Here is a 19,536-nt window from a genome sequence, read left to right as displayed (position 1 = left end):
GAGGTGCATAAATTGTCAGCAAATAAAGCATATAAACAATTACTACTAGGAATGTTATCACTATTTATTGTCATGGCAATTGGGCGATTTTCGTACACGCCTATTTTACCTTTTATGCAAAAGGCGACTCATTTAACAAACCAAAATGCTGGTTTACTGGCTACGGTAAATTACTTAGGATATTTAATTGGTGCGATGATTCCGACCTTTTTAATTATTAAAAGTAAAGTGGTGGATTTAAAAATTTATTTATTAATCAATATTATTTCTGTTCTATTAATGGGTGTTACGCAAGGTTTTCTTGTATGGAATATTTTAAGATTCATTGCTGGCATTACAAGTGGTACTGTATTTGTGTTAGCTTCAAATGTTGTGCTCGAGTCTTTAAATAAAGGTGGGAAATCTCATTTATCTGGATTCTTATATAGTGGTGTAGGGATTGGTATATTTACAAGTAGTATATTTATTCAAATTTATACGGATTATAATACTTGGGCATCAACATGGATTATCTTAGGCATCGCTTCATTAATATTAGGTTTTATAGTTATATTCTTTATGAAAGAAATTAAAGAACCTGTCAACTTAGAACAAAAGGCAATACATATAAATGATCAAAATAGCGCATTATATACAAAATGGTTTATGGTATGTTTTTCAATTGCTTATTTATTAGAAGGTGCAGGATATATTGTCACAGGTACGTTCTTAGTTGCGATTGTTGAATCTATTCCTGATTTAAAAGAATACGCAGCACTTAGTTGGATGTTTGTTGGTATGGCAGCAATACCTTCATGTGTATTGTGGTCTATTTTAGGCAATAAGATTGGATTTATTAAAGCGATATATTTAGCTTTCATTCTTCAAATTATCGGCGTGATTTTACCAGTGTTTTCGCATAATATTATAGCCTTAATCATAAGTTCATGTCTGTTTGGTGGGACATTCTTAGGATTAACGACTTTATTTATGTCTCGTGGTCAACTCATGAGTGCTGTCTCAGGAAGAAATTTAGTCGCTTTACTTACATTTATATATAGTCTCGGACAAGTTGTGGCACCATATTTTGCAGGTATCCTTATCGGAAGTTCTAATAACTATAACGGTGCATTGATATTTGCATCTTCCTTATTAATACTCGCTCTTGTAGCGATATTTATGAGCATAAGACCATATCAACCTAAAAGTTAGAGTAGTGCAAATATACATTTTTATAAAGCGTTTACATTTTAAAGAAAATGATTTATAATTAAAACTGGTTATAACCAGTTAGAATAGGAATGATTGAGATGTTAAAAAATACACATTTATATTATCAAGTTTATGCAAAAATTAAAGATAAGATTATTTCTGGTGAATACAAAGAAGGCGACAAGTTACCTTCAGAACGAAAGCTTTGCGATGAATACGATGTTAGCAGAATCACGATTAGAGAAGCGCTTGATAACTTAGAAGCAGAAAGTTTAATTCAAAGAGAGCATGGTAAAGGGTCTTTTGTATTAGGTAATCAATATAATCAGAAGATGAACAATCTTTATAGCTTCAAAGATGAAGTTGAAAAAAGTGGTGACAAAGCAAGTACAAAGGTAATAAGTATTCAAAGAGTAAAGCCAAGTATATATATTCAAGAAAAAATGCAGCTCAAATCATTTCAAGAAGTGTATGAACTTAAGAGGTTAAGATTAGCCAACGATAAACCGTTAGTATTTGAGACTAGTTACTTACCTTTAAAGAATTGCGAAGGGTTAGATCGATTTGATTTTAATGAAGTTTCATTATACGAAACATTAAACAATCATTACCAAATTCAAATCAATCATGCTTATGAAACATTAACAGCAAAAAATATAACTAAAGAACAAGCGCAACATTTAGAGAAAAATGTTAATGATCCATGTATGTTTATTGAAAGATATAGTTTTGTAAATGATGAGATTATTGAATACACAGAGAGTGTTGCAAGCGGTAAAGACTATAAGTACACAGTAGACTTAATATAGTCTTTATACATACAAACTGGTTATGACAACATTACCAATATTGGAGGGGAAAGTATTGTTAAACACTACAGACACATATTCGGAGATAAAACAACAACCTGAAATGTGGCAATTAACAGAAGAGATTATTAGAGACACTAAATTAGATTTTGATGAATTCATTAAAGATATAGAGAAAAATACAACTGGGAAGTTAAAGGTACTATTTACGGGTGCAGGGTCATCTGCGTATGTCGGTGATATTTTAAAAACAGCAATTGATACGAAACAAATGCCTAAGTGGGATTTTGAATCTGTGCCAACGACACACTTTGTTACGAGTCCGAATACGTATATAGATTCAGAAACGACGTATTTAATTGTGTCATTTGCTAGATCTGGTAACAGTCCTGAAACGAAAGCAACGATTGATTTAATCGAGCAGTTATCAGATAAAGTACATCATTTATTTATCACAAATAATAAAAGTGGTTATTTAGCAACTGAAGAAAGTTTAAAACATGTTTTTAAAGTCATACTTCCTAAACAAACAAATGATAAATCATTAGCCATGACATCAAGCTTTTCTTCAATGCTTGTAGCAGGTTATTTATTATTTAACGGATCGATTACAAATGACTTTTATGATACTGCAGATTCGCTTTTCGAATATTTGGAAGAACTAGCAGATCAAACATTACAAAAATCATTTGAAAAAGTATTCTACGTAGGAACTGGCTTGTTAGGTGAGCTTACTAAAGAAGTCAGCTTAAAATTAAATGAACTAACAGGTGGTCATGTTGAGATTGCTAGAGAAACGACATTAGGGTTTAGACATGGTCCAAAAGCAGGATTAAAGAAAGGTTCTATTTTTATATTACTTAGAAGTAATGAAACATATAAACGAGACTATGAAAGTGACTTATTAAATGAAGTAAACAAAGTTAAAGATAAGTACCAGTTGCTTATTTTAGATGGTCAATCTTCAGATGAAAGTACACAAATACCAAATATCGAGGATTATAATGACTTTGAAATAGGGCTGATTTATTTAATGTTTGGTCAATTACTAGCAAGCAAAAAATCTGTCGAACTTGGCTTGAATCCTGATAATCCGAGTCCAGATGGCTTTATCAATCGTGTTGTTAAAGGGGTAACAATATATCCATATAGCTAAAGGGTGAGAAGAATGATTTTGACAAATACATTAAATCCATCTATTGATATCAGCTATCAAGTTGAAAGTCTTGAAATTGGGGCAGTGCATAGACCGACACAAATGATTAAAAATGCTGGCGGTAAAGGTATAAATGTGACGAAAGTACTGAATGATTTAGGTGCAGACGTGACAGCTACAGGTTATTTAGGTGGAGCGAATGGACAATGGATCCAAACTCAACTCGAACAAAGAAATATTCAACTTCAATTCATAGATATAGAAGGCAATACAAGACAGTGTATCGCGATTAACGATGGTGAACATCAAACTGAAATTCTTCAAGCTGGACCTGAAATATCTGAAGCATCCCAAGCATTGTATCTTAAGCAATTAACGGATATTGCGCATCAGTACAAAGTTGTAACCATCAGCGGAAGTACACCAAAGTTAATAAATCAGTCAAAGACCGCATATATGATCAAAATTTTAAATACATTAACGAATAGTTATAACATTGTCGATATAGATGGACAATCGTTAAAAGGAATTTTAGGACAGTGTGCTCATATTCATGCGATAAAACCTAATCAATCAGAATTTGAAGACTTAGTTCATCAAAAGAAGTTAAGTCACCAAGACATTATCAAGATTCTAAAAACAAATCAGTTATTTAAAGAAGTGGATGTATTTGTAACGCTTGGTTCTGAAGGTGCGATTATTAAATTGAAACAGTCGATTTACAAAGCAACTTTACCAAACATAAATGCGGTTAATCCTGTAGGTTCAGGAGATGCTACTGTAGCAGGTATCGCTTATAGTGTGGAGCATGATTTAGACCCTGTAACGACAATTCAAACAGCTTTAGCATGTGGTACTTCAAATGCGATGCAAGCTACAACGGGAAAAATCATTCAACAAGAAGTGGATGATTTAATCAAAAAAGTGGGAGTGGAGAAATTAGGATGACAATTAAAGATATTAATAAACTCGTCGATGACAAAGGGATATTCGCTGCAATTGCTGTTGACCAAAGAGGTGCACTCAAAAGATTACTAGGTGAACAAGGAACGGATGACAATATTGCATTATTTAAAAAACTTGTATCTGAAACACTTTCACCAAGTGGTTCTAGTATTTTATTAGACCCTGAATATGGTAAAGAGGGCATACAAGCTAAGGCTAAAGACGCTGGATTAATTTTAGCTTATGAACAAACAGGATACGATAAATCAGTAGTTGGTAGATTACCAAGATTAGTTGAAGGTTTATCTGTTAAACAATTAAAAGAGATGGGTGCTGACGGTATTAAATTACTCATCTATTATGATGTTGATGAACCGGACGATATTAACAATGTAAAGAAAGATTTAGTACAACAAGTTGGACAAGAAACGGTCGAAGAGAATATTCCGTTCCTATTAGAAATCTTAACTTATGATGATCAAATAGGTGATGTAAAAGGCGGGTCATTTGCTAAAGTAAGACCACATAAAGTGATAGAGGCGATGAAAGCTTTTAGTGATGAAAAGTATAACGTCGATGTACTTAAAGTTGAAACACCCGTTAATATGAACTATGTCGAAGGTTTTGCAGAAGAATATGTCTTTAGTAAAGATGAAGCGGCATCATATTTTAAAGAGCAAGAGACAGCAACTTCAATACCTTACATATATTTAAGTGGGGGTTTAACTTCACAACAATTTAAAGATACACTTGTCTTTGCACATGAAAGTGGTGCGCATTTCAATGGTGTATTATGCGGACGTGCAACATGGCAAGGTGGAACTGTTGTACTCAAAGAACAAGGTCAAGAAGCTGCTAAAGAATGGTTGAACAGTGAAGGCATTCATAATTTAGAGACGCTCAATAACATCATACAGAAGACAGCAACTCCAATAAGATAAACAAAGAACAGGTGGTGTAAAGATGCATAAATTTGAAATTAACACTGATTTCTTATTAGATGATAAGCCTATTCAAATATTGTCTGGTGCTATTCATTATTTTAGAGTACCTAAGGATGACTGGTATCATTCATTATACAATTTAAAGGCACTCGGTTTTAACACAGTTGAAACCTATATTCCGTGGAATTATCACGAGCCTCGGGAAGAACACTTTGAATTTAGTGGCGAAAAAGATATTCAACACTTTATTCAGTTGGCTGAAGAATTAGGTCTATACGTGATTATAAGACCATCTCCATTTATATGTGCAGAATGGGAGTTTGGAGGTTTACCTTCATGGTTGCTCAATTACAAAGACATGAGAATTCGTTCATCAGACCAAAGATTTATCGATAAAGTAGATCGATATTATGCACAATTATTTAAAATATTAAAGCCGTTACAAATTGATCATAATGGACCGATTATTATGATGCAGATTGAAAATGAATATGGCTCATTCGGTGAAGATAAATCATATTTAAATATGATTAAAGGTTTAATGATTAAACATGGTACAACAGTGCCACTATTTACATCTGATGGCGGATGGGCACAAACTTTGAGGGCAGGCAGTATGGCTGAAGATCATATTTTACCAACCGCTAACTTTGGATCTAAGACTGATATAAACTTTCAAAATTTAAAATCATTCCATGATGAATTTCAGAAAAAATGGCCGCTCATGTGTATGGAATTTTGGGATGGTTGGTTTAATCGATGGGGCGACGACATTATTAAACGAGAAAGTGATGATTTAGTTGCTGAAGTAAGAACTGCCGTTCAACAAGGACATATCAATTTATATATGTTTCATGGTGGTACGAATTATGGATTCTGGAACGGTTGCTCAGCTAGAGGTTCGGTAGACTTGCCTCAAATTACTTCTTATGACTATGATGCACCGCTTAATGAAATGGGCAATCCGACTCAAAAGTATTATGATTTGCAGAAAATGCTCAAAGAAGAAATACCACATATTGAACAAGCAGAACCGTTAATAAAAGATTTTATTGAATTGAAACATATTCAACTACAGGATAAAGTCAGTTTGTTTAATGTTCTAGATGAAATATCGTACAAGACGACTTCTAAATATCCAGAAACGATGGAAGAAGCGGGTGATGGACTTGGTTACATGCTTTATCGCACGAAAGTACACAAAGATTCATCCATTGAAAAATTTAGAATTGTTGATGCAAGAGATAGAGTAAAGATGTATATAGATGGTGAACATGTTTATACGGCCTATCAACAAGAAATCGGGGATACTTTTGAAGCTGAATTACAATCAGAAGACCCTCAAATTGATATACTCGTTGAAAATATGGGACGTGTAAATTATGGATATAAATTGCTTGCAAGTACACAAAGAAAAGGTTTAGGACAAGGTTTAATGCAAGATTTGCACTTTGTTCAAGACTATGAACAATTCCATATTCAATTAGAGCAACTAAACAAGGAGCATTTTGAAGAAGAATGGATTAAAGATACACCTGCATTTTACAGGTATGTGTTTATGTTAAATGAAGCAAACAATACGCACATTGATGTAAGCGCTTTCTCTAAAGGCGTAGTATTAGTGAATGGCGTGAATATAGGTAGATATTGGAATGTTGGACCAACAGCATCCCTATATATATCAAAAACACTGCTTCATGAAGGGGAAAATGAAATTATTATTTTTGATACTGAAGGAACATATAACCAAGAAATTAATTTGGTGAAAGAACCTAAATTTATTCAAAAAAAGGGAGAGATTTAAATGACAATTATAGCGAATAGAATTGATGGTAGGCTGATTCACGGGCAAGTAGCAAATTTGTGGACGACAAAGCTAGATATTACAAGACTTATGGTTATTGATGATGTTGTCGCAGAAAGTACAGTGGATAAAAGTGGGCTTAAATTAGCAACGCCAGCTGGTGTTAAATTAAGTGTATTACCTGTTAAAAAGGCTGCGGATAACATATTAAATGGTAAATATGACTCTCAAAGATTAATGGTGATTGCCAAAGGACCTGATCAATTTTTAGAACTTGTAAACTACGGTGTGAAAATTGATGAGTTAAATGTTGGTAATATGTCTCAAACGAAGGAAACAAGATCAATCAAGCGTTCGATTAATGTTACGGATAAAGATATAGAAATGTTTAAACAGCTTAACGACAAAGGTATTCGAATTATTTCGCAAATGGTTCCAAATGATAACAGTGAGGATTTCATGTCATTGATTAAATAATATTCAAACAAAAAGGGGTTTTTAATTATGGAAATATTATGGTGGCAAGTTCTGCTTTTAACATTATATGCGGGTTATCAAATATGGGATGAACTTCATCTTTATTCTTCAATAAGTCAACCCGTATTCGCTGGTTTAATTGCAGGGTTAATCATGGGAGATGTAACAACTGGCTTAATTATCGGTGGTAGCATGCAGTTAACTATTTTAGGTGTTGGTACATTCGGTGGTGCATCTAGAATTGATGCGAACTCAGGTACAATTTTAGCGGTAGCTTTCTCAGTTGCATTAGGTATGCAGCCGACTCAAGCAATTGCAACATTAGCTGTACCTGTTGCGAGTTTGATGATTCAAACAGATATTCTAGCTCGATTTACAAACACATTCTTTGCACATCGTATAGACGCAAAAATCGAACAAATGGATTATAAAGGCATTGAACGTTATTATATTGCAGGTATTATTCCATGGGCATTATCAAGAATGATTCCAGTATTCTTAGCATTAGCTTTCGGCGGTTCTGTCGTTAAGACAGTTGTGAACTATTTAAACTCCGACTTAAAGTGGCTAGGAGATGGATTAACAACTGCAGGAGCTGTACTACCAGCAGTCGGTTTTGCAATCTTATTAAGATACTTACCTATTAAGAAACATTATATGTATTTCATTTTAGGATTTGTATTAACAGCGTTATTAGCTACAGTATTTGATGGTATGAGCGGTTTAGGTACAGCTGTTTCAGGACTTGATAAGAAATTTGATACTGTATTCAATCCTCTACCTATGTTAGCCATTGCGTTAATTGGATTTTCGTTTGCTGCAATGGAATACAAACGTACTTCTTTAGCAAAACCAGTACAACCTGGAGAAATGAATACTTCTAATTCTCAAAATGATGATGAAGGGGAGATTGAAGATGACGAACTATAATCAAAATGTTGATCCTAAAGAACAAAATGTCATATCAGAAGGTCAGTATAAATTAACTAAAAAAGATTTTAGACAAATTAATAGAAGAAGTTTATTAGGGTTCCAAGCCGGATGGAACTATGAACGTATGCAAGGTTCTGGTTATTTATATATTATGCTTCCACAATTACGTAAAATTTATGGTGACAATACACCAGAACTAAAAGAAATGATGCATACACATGCTCAGTTCTTCAATACGAGTAACTTTTTCAACACAATTGTGACGGGTATTGATGTCGCGATGGAAGAGCAAGAACAGATTAAATCTAAAGAATCTGTAAGTGGTATGAAAGTAGGTTTAATGGGACCATTCGCAGCAGTAGGTGACTCTATATTCGGTTCATTAATTCCAACTATATTTGGGGCGTTAGCTGCCAATATGGCGATTAACGGAAATCCTTTTGGTGCTTTTATATGGTTAGCAACACAAATTGCCGTTATGGTCTTTAGATGGAAACAATTAGAATTTGCATACAAAGAAGGTATATCTTTAGTAACAACGATGCAACATAAACTCGAATCATTAACAAATGCTGCTACATTGCTCGGAGTATTTATGGTCGGAGCACTCGTCGCCACGATGGTTAAAGTTCAATTTGCATGGGAACCAAAAATTGGTGATTTAACCGTTAATATTCAAAATAATGTCGATATGATTTTACCAAAATTATTACCATTAGCAATTGTACTAGGTGTTTATTGGTTATTAGGCAAAAAACATATGAATTCAACGCGTGCAATTTTTATCGTTATCATTGTAACGGTTATATTATCTGCATTAGGCGTATTAGCAAAAATTTAATCAATAGGAGTTTTCACAATGGGAAAATTAATTTTAGCAAGTCATGGTTCAATGTGTGAAGGTTTAAAAGAAAGTGTTGAAATGATATTAGGACCACAAGATAATATTGAAACTGTTGCACTTTTGCCTGATGAAGGACAAGAAGACTTTGAAAAGAAATTACTAGCAGCAATCACTGATGAAGAAGTAACTGTATTTACAGATTTACTAGGTGGTACACCAGCCAATGTCATTTCTAAAACTTTAATGACTGGAAAACAGTTTGATTTATATGCTGGAATGAACTTGCCTATGGTTATTGCATATTTAAATGGAGAAATGCTGAATCAAGAAGCGGACATCATTAATGAAACACAAAAAAGTATCGTAAAAGTAAATGATTTACTACAAGGCTTAGATGAAGATGATGAATAACGATAAAAATTAGTCAAGAAATGCTGTTACCTTTATAATAGAGTAAAGATAAAAATGAGGGATGCATAATGAAGAATGAAAAAATATATGACATGCCAGTATCAAATGTTTATCCACATTACGTCACAAAAGCTGAGAAAAAAGGTAAAACAAAAGCAGACGTAGATGAAATCATCATTTGGTTAACAGGTTATAGTCAAGAATCATTAGATCAGAAATTAGAAAACAAAACTGATTTTAGAACATTTTTTGAAGAAGCACCAAATATGAATCCAAATAGAAAACTGATCAAAGGCGTCATATGTGGCATAAGAGTTGAAGAAATCGAAGAACCACTTATGCAAGAAATTAGATACTTAGACAAATTAATAGATGAGTTAGCAAGAGGTAAGAAAAAAGAAAACATATTTAGGTGAATATGTAGTAAAAGCATGGGATAAGGCAGCCGTTAGTAACAAAAGTCCGAAGAAGTGTAAAGCATGGGATAATATCCCATGCTTTTTTAATGATATGCTACCCAAAGTGTCCACTGATCTTTTTCTATTATGGGAGAATCGTCTCCTACATATTTGGGAAATTGTGCTACAAATGATTTTAATTCTTGGTCTGATAATTCAAATAGAATACTACGACCTTTTCTTGATAAATAATCATGCTGTAAGGATTCTATCGTTGCATATGATTGTCTAATTTCATTAATTTTTAAAGTTTCAACATTATTAAATCCAACATCATACAATGCGTTTGTAACATCTACTTCTGAATGTCTTCTCTTTGAATCAAAATCCCGAAGTCTTGAAAAATGCTCATATAAATATCCGCGTAGATTGTTTGAAGAAGCAGGAATCGCTAAATCTTCAATAGTTCGATCTTGAATAACAAATATGCTGTTATCTTTTAGAATACGCTTTGTTTCTAAAAAAGCTTTTTGTAAATCTTGAATATGATGAATGAGTGCTCTTGAAAGTATAAAATTCTGTGACTGGTTGGCTAAATGATTATTGAAAATATCTCCAACTTCAAATTGTATATGGTTATTGTAAGCTTGTTCATTAGCTGATGCGATCATTACTTCAGATTGGTCTATACCTAAGACATGCTTGAATCCAAATTCACTTAATTGATTTGTATAAATGCCGCCACCAGAACCAATGTCTAGTGCATCATCCATATCAACATTAGATTGTTTGATGATGCTACTTATCAAAGATACCCATTTATAATCAACCTTTCGTCCACTATACATATACTTATTCTGCTCATCATGAAAAATATTATTCAAAATATCATCCCCTTTCCATACACCATACACCTAAATGAATGGTTGTAATAATACACATAACTTATGAATAGCTATAACAAGGTGTTAATTTCAATATGATAAAATATGATTACTATGATTACGGAGTGGTGAGAATGGAGAATTGGGATTTATACGATGAAAATAGGCAGTTATTAAATGAAACGATGACAAGAGGAAATGAAGTGCCTGCTAATCGATATCATCTTGTGATTCATGTTTGTATTATTAATAAACAGGGACAATTGCTAATACAAAAAAGAAGAGATGACAAACAAGGATGGCCAGGTAAGTGGGACTTTTCAGCAGGAGGTAGTGCTGTTCAAGGTGATACAAATAGAGATGCAGCAGAACGAGAAACATATGAAGAACTAGGTATTCAATTAGATTTAACTAATCGAAGACCACATTTCACAATTAATTTTGACGACGGATATGATGATTTTTTCATAGTGCATCAAGATATAAATATAGAGAAACTAAGCTTTCCAACAGAAGAAGTACAAGAAGTAAAATGGGTTACAAAATATGAATTATTAGACATGATTAAAGAAGGTTTATTTATTCCATATAGGAATAGTCTTATAGAATTTATATTTGAAATGAATATCGGTTTAGGAACAATACGTGAGTAAGAAACAGTTTAGCTGTTTCTTTTTTTTTTGAAAATTTTATTATTCAGATAAAGTTTTCAAAATAATATGATTATTATTAGTTAACTTATTATACTAGTACTCACTCGCTCAAAATATGTCTCGCGCAGAATTTGTATATATAAAAAATTCTTTCTAAATATATAAAATGATATATATTTAGAAATATATAAATACTATTAAATGGTCTAATTAATTTTATTTACTCCTTAAATGTAATTTTATAACAATTAAAATAACTTATATAAATATAGTTACATTGTATAATGTTAGTTTTTAAATAAAAAAATATGGTGCAAAATTAAAATTTTATAGTAATATTAAGTTGTATTTAAATAATTTGGGAGGAGTAATATATGAGAGAAAAGAGAAGGTACTCAATACGCAAATTCACAGTAGGAGCAGGATCAGTTTTAATAGGTTTAACGCTGTACTCAGGTTTAAATACAGTAGAAGCAAGCGAAAATAATTATGAAACATCTTTCAAGATTTTGGGTAATGCATCAGATGATTCTGATGATAGTGATTCAATAAAAGAAAGGAGTTTAAATTCTGAACAACAACAATCGACTTTAAAATCAACTGAGCAAGATTCGAAAGTCGATGTTACGAGCAATAATACGGGAATTGAAATAAATGAATCAGAAGTTCAAGAACCAACTTCACAACAAGAGAATAGTAATACCTCTGATGTTGCAGAAGGTTCATCCGAAGCAATAAATAATGAAGAAGTAACGAATGATCAAGGGGAAGCTACATATGACGGTCAACCGTCTCGAGAGCATCCATTAAGTAATAATGACTTAAAAGATTCAAATAATCAAAATTCAGAAGAAACAACAGTAGATCAAACTGAACTAGGGAATGAATCAGAAGATTCTTCAACTGATGAGCAAAATGTAGAAGTTACTACATCAGAAGCAGATGAAGATAGTGCAACTGACTCTGAGGAAACATCTGAAGATGATACAACTATAAAAGGTGACTTAGAAGATAATTCAGAGGAAACAGATAGTGATAATGCTGATGAATCAAGTAATGAAGAAGATGCAACAAAAGAAGACATAGATGCAAATAAAGACTCAGAAAAAGATGTTGCTTCTGATAATAAAACCAAAGAAGATGAGTCTGTAAAAAATACAACCGAAAAAGTAGAAACATCAAAAGATGAATCTTCATCAAAAGTTATGACAAATAATACACAAACCGAAGCTTCAAATAAGAGAATAGGGAATATTAGCACAAATGCTTTAATTGATGTAAATTTACTTGGTGATATGAATTTAGATGCATCCCATAATGATGGGAAGTTACAATTGAAATTAGAAGGGAGTCCACTCTTAAATGTAGCATTAGGCTCTACTTATCCGACTTTTCAATTGCCACCTCAATTTAGAACATTAATGTCAGACCCTAATTTTAGAAACGCTGTAAAAATTGATTATGATTTACCCCCCACATTGTTAGTAGGGCCAAGAAGAACAGGATCAATAACAGGGAATGATATAAATATTGATCCAAACACAGGGGTAATATATGGTCAAGCACCAAGATTAGCAGCAATATCTTTGGCTAGTAGAATAACTTATACTTTAACTTTAGATTTAAATGCACTAACAGCTGGTGGTATTTTGCCAGATTCTGATCAACCAGGAAGACATGAATATAACTTTAAATCAGCAGTTGGATCAGGGCTCATAAATGTTGATTTATTAGCAAGTAGTGGTGATTCGGATTCAATAATTATTGAGGATGACGCCGATGCGGATGCCGATGCGGATGCAGACGCAGATGCCGACGCCGATGCTGACGCAGATGCCGACGCTGACGCAGATGCCGACGCCGATGCTGATGCCGATGCCGATTCCGACGCCGATGCCGATGCCGATTCCGACGCCGATGCCGACGCTGACGCTGACGCCGACGCTGACGCAGATGCCGACGCCGATGCGGATGCCGACGCCGATGCCGACGCAGATGCTGACGCAGATGCCGACGCTGACGCAGATGCAGACGCAGATGCAGACGCCGATGCCGATGCAGACGCTGACGCCGATGCCGACGCAGATGCGGATGCGGACGCTGATGCAGATGCTGACGCTGACGCAGATGCTGACGCAGATGCCGACGCCGACGCCGATGCTGACGCCGATGCTGACGCCGATGCCGACGCAGATGCCGATGCGGATGCCGACGCTGATGCGGATGCCGATGCCGACGCCGATGCCGACGCTGACGCAGATGCCGACGCCGATGCTGATGCCGACGCAGATGCCGACGCAGATGCCGACGCCGATGCTGACGCAGATGCCGATGCCGATGCAGACGCCGATGCTGACGCAGATGCCGACGCCGACGCAGATGCCGACGCTGACGCCGATGCAGACGCAGATGCCGATGCCGACGCTGACGCCGACGCAGATGCAGACGCCGATGCTGACGCTGACGCAGATGCCGACGCAGACGCAGATGCCGACGCCGACGCAGATGCGGATGCGGATGCGGATGCCGACGCAGATTCCGACGCCGATGCTGACGCAGATGCTGACGCAGATAGTGACTCAGACTCAGACAGTGATTCCGACGCAGATAGTGACTCAGACTCAGACAGTGATTCCGACGCAGACAGTGATTCTGACTCAGATAGTGATTCCGATGCAGACAGTGACTCCGACGCAGATAGCGACTCAGATGCGGACAGTGACTCAGATGCGGACAGCGATTCTGATGCAGACTCTGATTCAGATGCCGATAGTGACTCGGATGCCGATAGTGACTCGGACGCAGACAGTGATTTGGAGGCAACTTCTAATGTCGATAATGACGCTGGCAGTGGTTATGATTTAGATGCAAATGATAACTTAGTTGATGTTAGTGACTTAGATGGAGATTCTGGTTTAACTACAAACAATAATGAATATAGCCAAGATCTAAGAAATGTTAATTCGGCTAATAGTAATGTTTCTACTTCTGTTACAAGTACTGACTCAGAAAGTCAAGTTACTGATAACGAGAAAAATGATGATAAATTACCGGATACGGGAGAAGAAAAATCTAACAATGGTACTTTATTTGCAACATTATTAGCAGGATTGGGATCGATTATCTTATTCAGTAGAAGAAGATATAAAAAGAAAGAATAATGATTGCTGAATCTTGATTGAGGCTAGGACAACATAGTTTGTCCTGGCCTCAATTTTTATAACAATTGAATTTATAGTTACATATAATCTAAACCTATGATTGCTATTATCTATTAATATTTAGGGGTGTTTATTTAATGAAATACACAATAAAAGAAATTTCTAATATTCTTAATTCACCTATATTAGATCCTTCAGGTAAAGAAGAACAAATTATTACTAATTTTGAATATCAAGCTATCCATTTAAATAATACAGAAACAGCTTTCTTTTCAATTAGTTCAAATTCTTGGTCAAATTTTCTTGGAAGAAAAAGTAAATTAACAGATGGGAATAAACAAATTAATAAAAACATTAAAAATATCGGTCTTATCATAACCGAAGAATACATAGAGGGACTCAATTTCAAAATTCCTCAAATCATAGTTGAAAATAGTATTGAAGCACTCAAAACTTTGGCTGTAACAATAAGAGAAAATTATAAGAATCCGATTATAGCTATTACAGGATCAATGGGTAAAAGTTCTACAAGGCTTATGGTTGCGCAAGCTTTGAAAAATTATAAAGTATTAGAAAATAGAGCTAATAGTAATACGAGAAGTGCTGTTTTATTACAAATGTGCAAATTAGCAAGTAATCCTGATTTTGCAATATTTGAAGTTTCGTTAAATGCTTTAAATAATAGAGGCAATTTTTCATTAATATTAAAACCAGATATAGCTATTGTAACGGGAATAGGTTCTGCGCATTTATCGACTATAGGTAGTGAGGTTGATATAGCAAACTTTAAAAGTAGAATCTTTTATGGATTGAAGGATTCAGGTATAGCAATCATTAATCAAGGTACAATGCATTCAGATATTTTAATAGTAAATGCACAGAAAGCAACAGATAATATCATGACTTATGATCTGGAGCAGAATAAAGGAACTATAGAAATTGTAGGATACTCAATTAAAAAAGGTTACGCAGATATTAAATTAAAAGTTAAAGAAGAGAACATTAATTATGAATTATCATCTTTAAGTTTAGGAATGATTGAAAATTCAATAGCAGTAGTTCTGTGTTTAATGAATTTAAAAGTAGATTTATCAAGTTGTTTAAACCATTTAAAAGAATTTAAATCATTCAAAAAAGTACTTGAAATAAAAGAGGTAGAATCACAGAATAATACAATTACTTTGATTGATGATACACACAATGCGTCATTACCAGCAATGATTAATGCAATTGAAGCTTTTAACAGTCAATGTAAGTATTTCTCAGGTAATAAAATAATAGCTATTGGTAAAATAAGTGACTTAGGTGCTCAATCAAAAGAAATCCATAAAAAGTTAATTAAATATATCGAAGAGTCGAAAGCAGATTATGTATTATGTTTAGATGATGAAACGAGAGTAATTGTAAATAATACAAAGAATAAAAATATAACGTGGTATAACGCTCCTGATTTATTGTTGAAAGATTTATTATACATGGCTAACAAAGATTCATTGATTTTACTAAAATCATCAGTTACTGATACTCAGTTTCCTAAAATTGCTCAAAAGTTACCTATAGAACTTAAAAAATTTAATACAGATTTGTCAGAGAATGATTATCCTACAGGTAAGAAGTTCAATCAATACGCATATCTAAAAATTTCAAATAAAACTGATCAAATAGTCGAAACATACAATGCTGAAAATTCTTCAACAATAAGTGGAATAGCGTCAGTACTTTATTACATCTATGCAAAAGGTAAAAATATTGAGAATAAAAATGTACAATTAAAAAAATGGGCAACTAATAAAGGGCGTTACATAGAAGGTGCATCATTTTCAGTGAATGATGTTATTAATGCGATGTCTGATTCTCCTCATCCTTCACTAATTTATCAACTGTCAGATTTATTATTTGATAAAGAAAAGGATAGATTGAAGGTTATAAATGAATTTGTTCATAATTATAATTTGTCAAAATCTGCAGTCGTTAATTTAACAGGTAGGTATAGAAAAAAAGAAAGACAATCCTTCACTGTTTATGATTTATACAACTTATATATTAAACATAAAGATATTTTATTAAGTAACGATCATAAATTTGTTTTCGGAGATCAATACAAACACGGAATTATTAATAAAGGTGATTATACGTTAATTTATACTTCAGACATCAGTGATAAATAATATAAAAATATTTAAAGGTTATTGAATAGAATTGCTATAATAGTATAAAAGCACAAATAATGGGGGATTAAATATGAATTTAAGTAAAGATATAGATAGAATTCTTGAGATGCATAAAACATATCCTAAACATGATGTTAGCTTTGTAAGTATAGGCAATCAGTACCAAAAGGCAATCGTAAGAGTTTTTAAGACTCAAAATAATATTAAAATAAATATTTTGAAGTTAGCGCAAGAATTTCGAAAGAAAACTGGAAAGAGCGCTAATTGGGTAAAGCTTGATTTTGTTATAGAAGAAGAAGTGATAGATTTTGATATATTAAAAGACGATTTAATCAATACAAGAAGAAACTATATTGATTACGGAATAGCATTAGATGACAATTGGGAATATGCATTTTTATCAGATGAAATTAATGCAAATGCTTTTGTTAGACTATCAAAAGATAAAAAATCATTCATTTTATCTGAAGACAATATTAATAATTATTTGAAAAAGTATAAAGGTATTAAAGTACGTTATAGTCATCAACAATACGAAGGTGAACGTGTACGAAAATTTTATACAAAAGGTTATATTATAGAGGATAATGATGTGTATGCTCTTGATGAGCGAGGTTACACAAAAGGTCTAAGAGAAATAGACAACTTAAGTAGTGAAATCGATATGATGATTGAACATAGTACACATTATTTAAGTAATGAAATTGGTGAAGATGGCAAGTACCATTACGGGTATTTTCCACATTTCGATAAAAACATAGCATTTTACAATAACTTAAGACATTCATCATCAACATATGCTTTAATAGAAGGCTTAACATATTTAAATGAAGATATCACAATTGCAGAAAAAGCTATAGATTATTTAATCAATCATTATTTATATGAAACAGATGGCTTAGGTCATATATTTGACGATACTAAAAATGTAAATGAAATTAAATTAGGTCAGAATGCTGCGTTTATATTCGCAATTTGTGAATATTTAAAACATAATCCAAATAAAAAAGAATATCTTGAAGCTGCTCAAAAAGTGGCACGTGGTATTGAAACGATGATAGGCGAAGATGATAAAACAGTACATGTTATTAACTACCCTGAATTAACTGTAAAGGAACAATATAGAATTATATATTACGATGGAGAAGCAGCATTAGCTTTATTAAGGTTATACCAAATAGATCATAATGAAAAATGGTTAAATATCGTTAAAAATCTATTTGAACGTTTTATTCAAAAAGATTATTGGAAGTATCACGATCATTGGTTAGGTTATTGTACGAATGAACTTGTACAAATCGATCCACAAGAAAAATATTTTAAATTCGGTATACAGAATGTGTCTAGCTATTTAGATTATATGTACCAAAGAGAAACAACTTTCCCAACATTTTTAGAAATGTTGATGGCTACATATCACTTAGTTGAATATGCTAAAGAATCAGGTTATGAATCTTTAGTAGAACAACATTTAGATGAAAAGAAATTTATAGCTACCATTCATAAACGTGCAGATTATCAAAGAACAGGGTTTTTCTATCCAGAAGTTGCGATGTATTTTAAGAATCCTTCAAGGATACTTCATTCATTCTTTATTAAACACCATGGCTATAGAGTAAGAATTGATGACATTGAACATTACTTATCTGGATATGTACAATATCAGAAAGTTTTTAAAGGATAAATAAATCCCCTCACTATCTGTGATCATCATATTGCTATCATCTTTTGTATGTTATAAAATATTGTAAAAATGACAATTTTTGTATAAAGGAATGGTTAGGGATATGGTGATTTCAGCTGATGGTATTATTGCTAAGATGAAAAATCAAAAGATTAATTATGATAAGGTTATGCGTAAAATGATTTCTGAATGGGAACGTTCTGAAACAAGACCGTCTATTTTAATTCATAGTTGTTGTGCACCTTGTAGTACTTATACGTTAGAGTTATTAACACAATATGCAGATGTTGCGATTTATTTTGCTAATCCAAATATTCATCCGAAAAGTGAATATGAACGTAGGGCGAGAGTTCAAGAAACGTTTGTTGAACAGTTTAATGAGCGTACAAATTCAAATGTTAAATATATTGAATCGGCTTATGAACCTCATAAATTTATGAAAATGGTTAAAAGTAAAGAGTTAGCTGATGAAAATGAAGGTGGGCTAAGATGTACGGCTTGTTTCGAAATGCGTTTAGTACTCGTTGCAGAAGCGGCAGCTGATCTTGGATATGATTATTTCGCAAGTGCGTTAACGTTATCACCTAAGAAAAATGCACAATTGATAAATGAACTTGGTATGGATGTTCAAGATTTATATCATGTTTACTATTTACCGAGTGATTTTAAGAAAAACAAGGGGTATGAAAGATCGATTAAAATGTGCAATGAGTATGAAATTTTTAGACAATGCTATTGTGGTTGTGTGTTTGCAGCTATGAAGCAAGGTATAGATTTTAAAGAAGTGAATAAACAGGCTAAAGCTTATTTAGAATCATGTAATAAAAGTTGCATGTAATTTTATTTGCAATCCTATGATAAAACAGATATGTTGAAAGAGTATAGAAATTAAATAATTTTAAACCACTGGGGAGCGGGACAGAAATCTAATTTATATAAAAAGATTTCGTAGTCCCGCCCTGGCAAGGATGACTAGAGTTGAAAAAGTTTGGTACAAGCGCATTTCAATTCAGTCATCTACTGCCAATATATATATAATAAGTCTGGGTATCTATATTATGTCCCAGACGT

17 protein-coding genes are annotated in these 19,536 nt (G+C 33.3%); 16 read left to right on the top strand and 1 reads right to left on the bottom strand.

Translation table 11 applies throughout. The features are described from left to right. The first annotated feature begins 12 nt into the window (after positions 1-12). The 11 genes from ACJTHF_RS05985 to ACJTHF_RS05935 all read left to right on the top strand — a co-directional run bounded on the left by ACJTHF_RS05985 (position 13) and on the right by ACJTHF_RS05935 (position 9,930). Complete coding sequence (locus tag ACJTHF_RS05985; protein ID WP_088592144.1) at positions 13-1,191, top strand: YbfB/YjiJ family MFS transporter; 1,179 nt, start codon at positions 13-15, stop codon at positions 1,189-1,191. Positions 1,192-1,289: 98 nt separating this feature from the next. Next, positions 1,290-2,000, top strand: coding sequence for a GntR family transcriptional regulator (locus ACJTHF_RS05980; protein ID WP_058592184.1), 711 nt, complete (start codon positions 1,290-1,292; stop codon positions 1,998-2,000). A gap of 55 nt (positions 2,001-2,055) precedes the next feature. Then, a complete protein-coding gene (locus ACJTHF_RS05975; protein WP_078355228.1) occupies positions 2,056-3,156 on the top strand; it encodes an SIS domain-containing protein in 1,101 nt (366 codons plus the stop codon). A gap of 12 nt (positions 3,157-3,168) precedes the next feature. Beyond that, positions 3,169-4,104: a 1-phosphofructokinase family hexose kinase gene (locus tag ACJTHF_RS05970; RefSeq protein ID WP_107602972.1), complete on the top strand. Its 936-nt coding sequence runs from the start codon at positions 3,169-3,171 to the stop codon at positions 4,102-4,104. Further along, positions 4,101-5,042, top strand: a complete 942-nt coding sequence (locus tag ACJTHF_RS05965; protein WP_078355226.1) for a tagatose 1,6-diphosphate aldolase — start codon at positions 4,101-4,103, stop codon at positions 5,040-5,042. The genes ACJTHF_RS05970 and ACJTHF_RS05965 overlap by 4 nt, the downstream gene beginning before the upstream one ends. A 22-nt stretch (positions 5,043-5,064) precedes the next feature. Continuing rightward, entirely contained in the window at positions 5,065-6,849 is a 1,785-nt protein-coding gene (locus tag ACJTHF_RS05960; RefSeq protein ID WP_107602971.1) for a glycoside hydrolase family 35 protein, read from the top strand. After that, positions 6,850-7,326 (top strand): PTS system mannose/fructose/N-acetylgalactosamine-transporter subunit IIB, encoded by a 477-nt coding sequence (locus tag ACJTHF_RS05955; protein WP_048540849.1) that lies wholly within the window; start codon positions 6,850-6,852, stop codon positions 7,324-7,326. It abuts the gene before it with no gap. Positions 7,327-7,353: 27 nt separating this feature from the next. Continuing rightward, positions 7,354-8,256: a PTS mannose/fructose/sorbose/N-acetylgalactosamine transporter subunit IIC gene (locus ACJTHF_RS05950; protein ID WP_048540851.1), complete on the top strand. Its 903-nt coding sequence runs from the start codon at positions 7,354-7,356 to the stop codon at positions 8,254-8,256. After that, positions 8,243-9,100: a PTS system mannose/fructose/sorbose family transporter subunit IID gene (locus ACJTHF_RS05945; protein WP_232156874.1), complete on the top strand. Its 858-nt coding sequence runs from the start codon at positions 8,243-8,245 to the stop codon at positions 9,098-9,100. The genes ACJTHF_RS05950 and ACJTHF_RS05945 overlap by 14 nt, the downstream gene beginning before the upstream one ends. Before the next feature lie 18 nt (positions 9,101-9,118). Further along, positions 9,119-9,514 (top strand): PTS sugar transporter subunit IIA, encoded by a 396-nt coding sequence (locus tag ACJTHF_RS05940; protein ID WP_107602078.1) that lies wholly within the window; start codon positions 9,119-9,121, stop codon positions 9,512-9,514. A gap of 68 nt (positions 9,515-9,582) precedes the next feature. Further along, positions 9,583-9,930 (top strand): DUF2200 domain-containing protein, encoded by a 348-nt coding sequence (locus ACJTHF_RS05935; RefSeq protein WP_107602970.1) that lies wholly within the window; start codon positions 9,583-9,585, stop codon positions 9,928-9,930. An 86-nt stretch (positions 9,931-10,016) separates the two neighbouring features. On the opposite strand, the gene ACJTHF_RS05930 is transcribed toward ACJTHF_RS05935, so the two are convergent. Continuing rightward, positions 10,017-10,796: a class I SAM-dependent methyltransferase gene (locus ACJTHF_RS05930; protein ID WP_107602969.1), complete on the bottom strand. Its 780-nt coding sequence runs from the start codon at positions 10,794-10,796 to the stop codon at positions 10,017-10,019. Positions 10,797-10,930: 134 nt separating this feature from the next. Here ACJTHF_RS05930 and ACJTHF_RS05925 point away from each other — a divergent pair, with 134 nt between their 5' ends. The 5 genes from ACJTHF_RS05925 (at position 10,931) to ACJTHF_RS05905 (ending at position 19,303) form a co-directional block, all read left to right on the top strand. Beyond that, a complete protein-coding gene (locus ACJTHF_RS05925) occupies positions 10,931-11,449 on the top strand; it encodes an NUDIX hydrolase (RefSeq protein ID WP_153654030.1) in 519 nt (172 codons plus the stop codon). 374 nt (positions 11,450-11,823) lie between these two features. Beyond that, positions 11,824-14,610 (top strand): YSIRK-type signal peptide-containing protein, encoded by a 2,787-nt coding sequence (locus ACJTHF_RS05920; protein WP_407812599.1) that lies wholly within the window; start codon positions 11,824-11,826, stop codon positions 14,608-14,610. A gap of 137 nt (positions 14,611-14,747) precedes the next feature. Further along, on the top strand, positions 14,748-16,778 hold the full coding sequence (locus ACJTHF_RS05915) for a Mur ligase family protein (protein WP_107602967.1): 2,031 nt from the start codon (positions 14,748-14,750) through the stop codon (positions 16,776-16,778). Positions 16,779-16,851: 73 nt separating this feature from the next. After that, entirely contained in the window at positions 16,852-18,465 is a 1,614-nt protein-coding gene (locus ACJTHF_RS05910) for a poly(glycerol-phosphate) alpha-glucosyltransferase (RefSeq protein ID WP_107601798.1), read from the top strand. A gap of 106 nt (positions 18,466-18,571) precedes the next feature. Then, positions 18,572-19,303 carry an epoxyqueuosine reductase QueH gene (locus ACJTHF_RS05905; RefSeq protein WP_232157074.1) on the top strand — a complete coding sequence of 244 codons (732 nt, stop codon included), beginning with the start codon at positions 18,572-18,574 and terminating at the stop codon, positions 19,301-19,303. Positions 19,304-19,536: the final 233 nt, after the last annotated feature.

It is taken from the genome of Mammaliicoccus sp. RAM2 (assembly GCF_045897195.1).
GTDB lineage: Bacteria > Bacillota > Bacilli > Staphylococcales > Staphylococcaceae > Mammaliicoccus > Mammaliicoccus sciuri.
The sequence above is the reverse complement of the archived record's forward strand: the minus strand, read 5'-3'. Positions and strand labels throughout refer to the sequence as shown.

Excerpts from the sequence above, each read along its gene's own strand:
- ACJTHF_RS05940 (WP_107602078.1), top strand. The coding sequence starts at position 9,119 with ATGGGAAAATTAATTTTAGCAAGTCATGGTTCAATGTGTGAAGGTTTA.
- ACJTHF_RS05950 (WP_048540851.1), top strand. The coding sequence starts at position 7,354 with ATGGAAATATTATGGTGGCAAGTTCTGCTTTTAACATTATATGCGGGT.
- ACJTHF_RS05965 (WP_078355226.1), top strand. The coding sequence starts at position 4,101 with ATGACAATTAAAGATATTAATAAACTCGTCGATGACAAAGGGATATTC.
- ACJTHF_RS05970 (WP_107602972.1), top strand. The coding sequence starts at position 3,169 with ATGATTTTGACAAATACATTAAATCCATCTATTGATATCAGCTATCAA.
- ACJTHF_RS05910 (WP_107601798.1), top strand. The coding sequence starts at position 16,852 with ATGAATTTAAGTAAAGATATAGATAGAATTCTTGAGATGCATAAAACA.
- ACJTHF_RS05980 (WP_058592184.1), top strand. The coding sequence starts at position 1,290 with ATGTTAAAAAATACACATTTATATTATCAAGTTTATGCAAAAATTAAA.
- ACJTHF_RS05945 (WP_232156874.1), top strand. The coding sequence starts at position 8,243 with ATGACGAACTATAATCAAAATGTTGATCCTAAAGAACAAAATGTCATA.
- ACJTHF_RS05915 (WP_107602967.1), top strand. The coding sequence starts at position 14,748 with ATGAAATACACAATAAAAGAAATTTCTAATATTCTTAATTCACCTATA.
- ACJTHF_RS05920 (WP_407812599.1), top strand. The coding sequence starts at position 11,824 with ATGAGAGAAAAGAGAAGGTACTCAATACGCAAATTCACAGTAGGAGCA.
- ACJTHF_RS05960 (WP_107602971.1), top strand. The coding sequence starts at position 5,065 with ATGCATAAATTTGAAATTAACACTGATTTCTTATTAGATGATAAGCCT.
- ACJTHF_RS05925 (WP_153654030.1), top strand. The coding sequence starts at position 10,931 with ATGGAGAATTGGGATTTATACGATGAAAATAGGCAGTTATTAAATGAA.
- ACJTHF_RS05955 (WP_048540849.1), top strand. The coding sequence starts at position 6,850 with ATGACAATTATAGCGAATAGAATTGATGGTAGGCTGATTCACGGGCAA.
- ACJTHF_RS05935 (WP_107602970.1), top strand. The coding sequence starts at position 9,583 with ATGAAGAATGAAAAAATATATGACATGCCAGTATCAAATGTTTATCCA.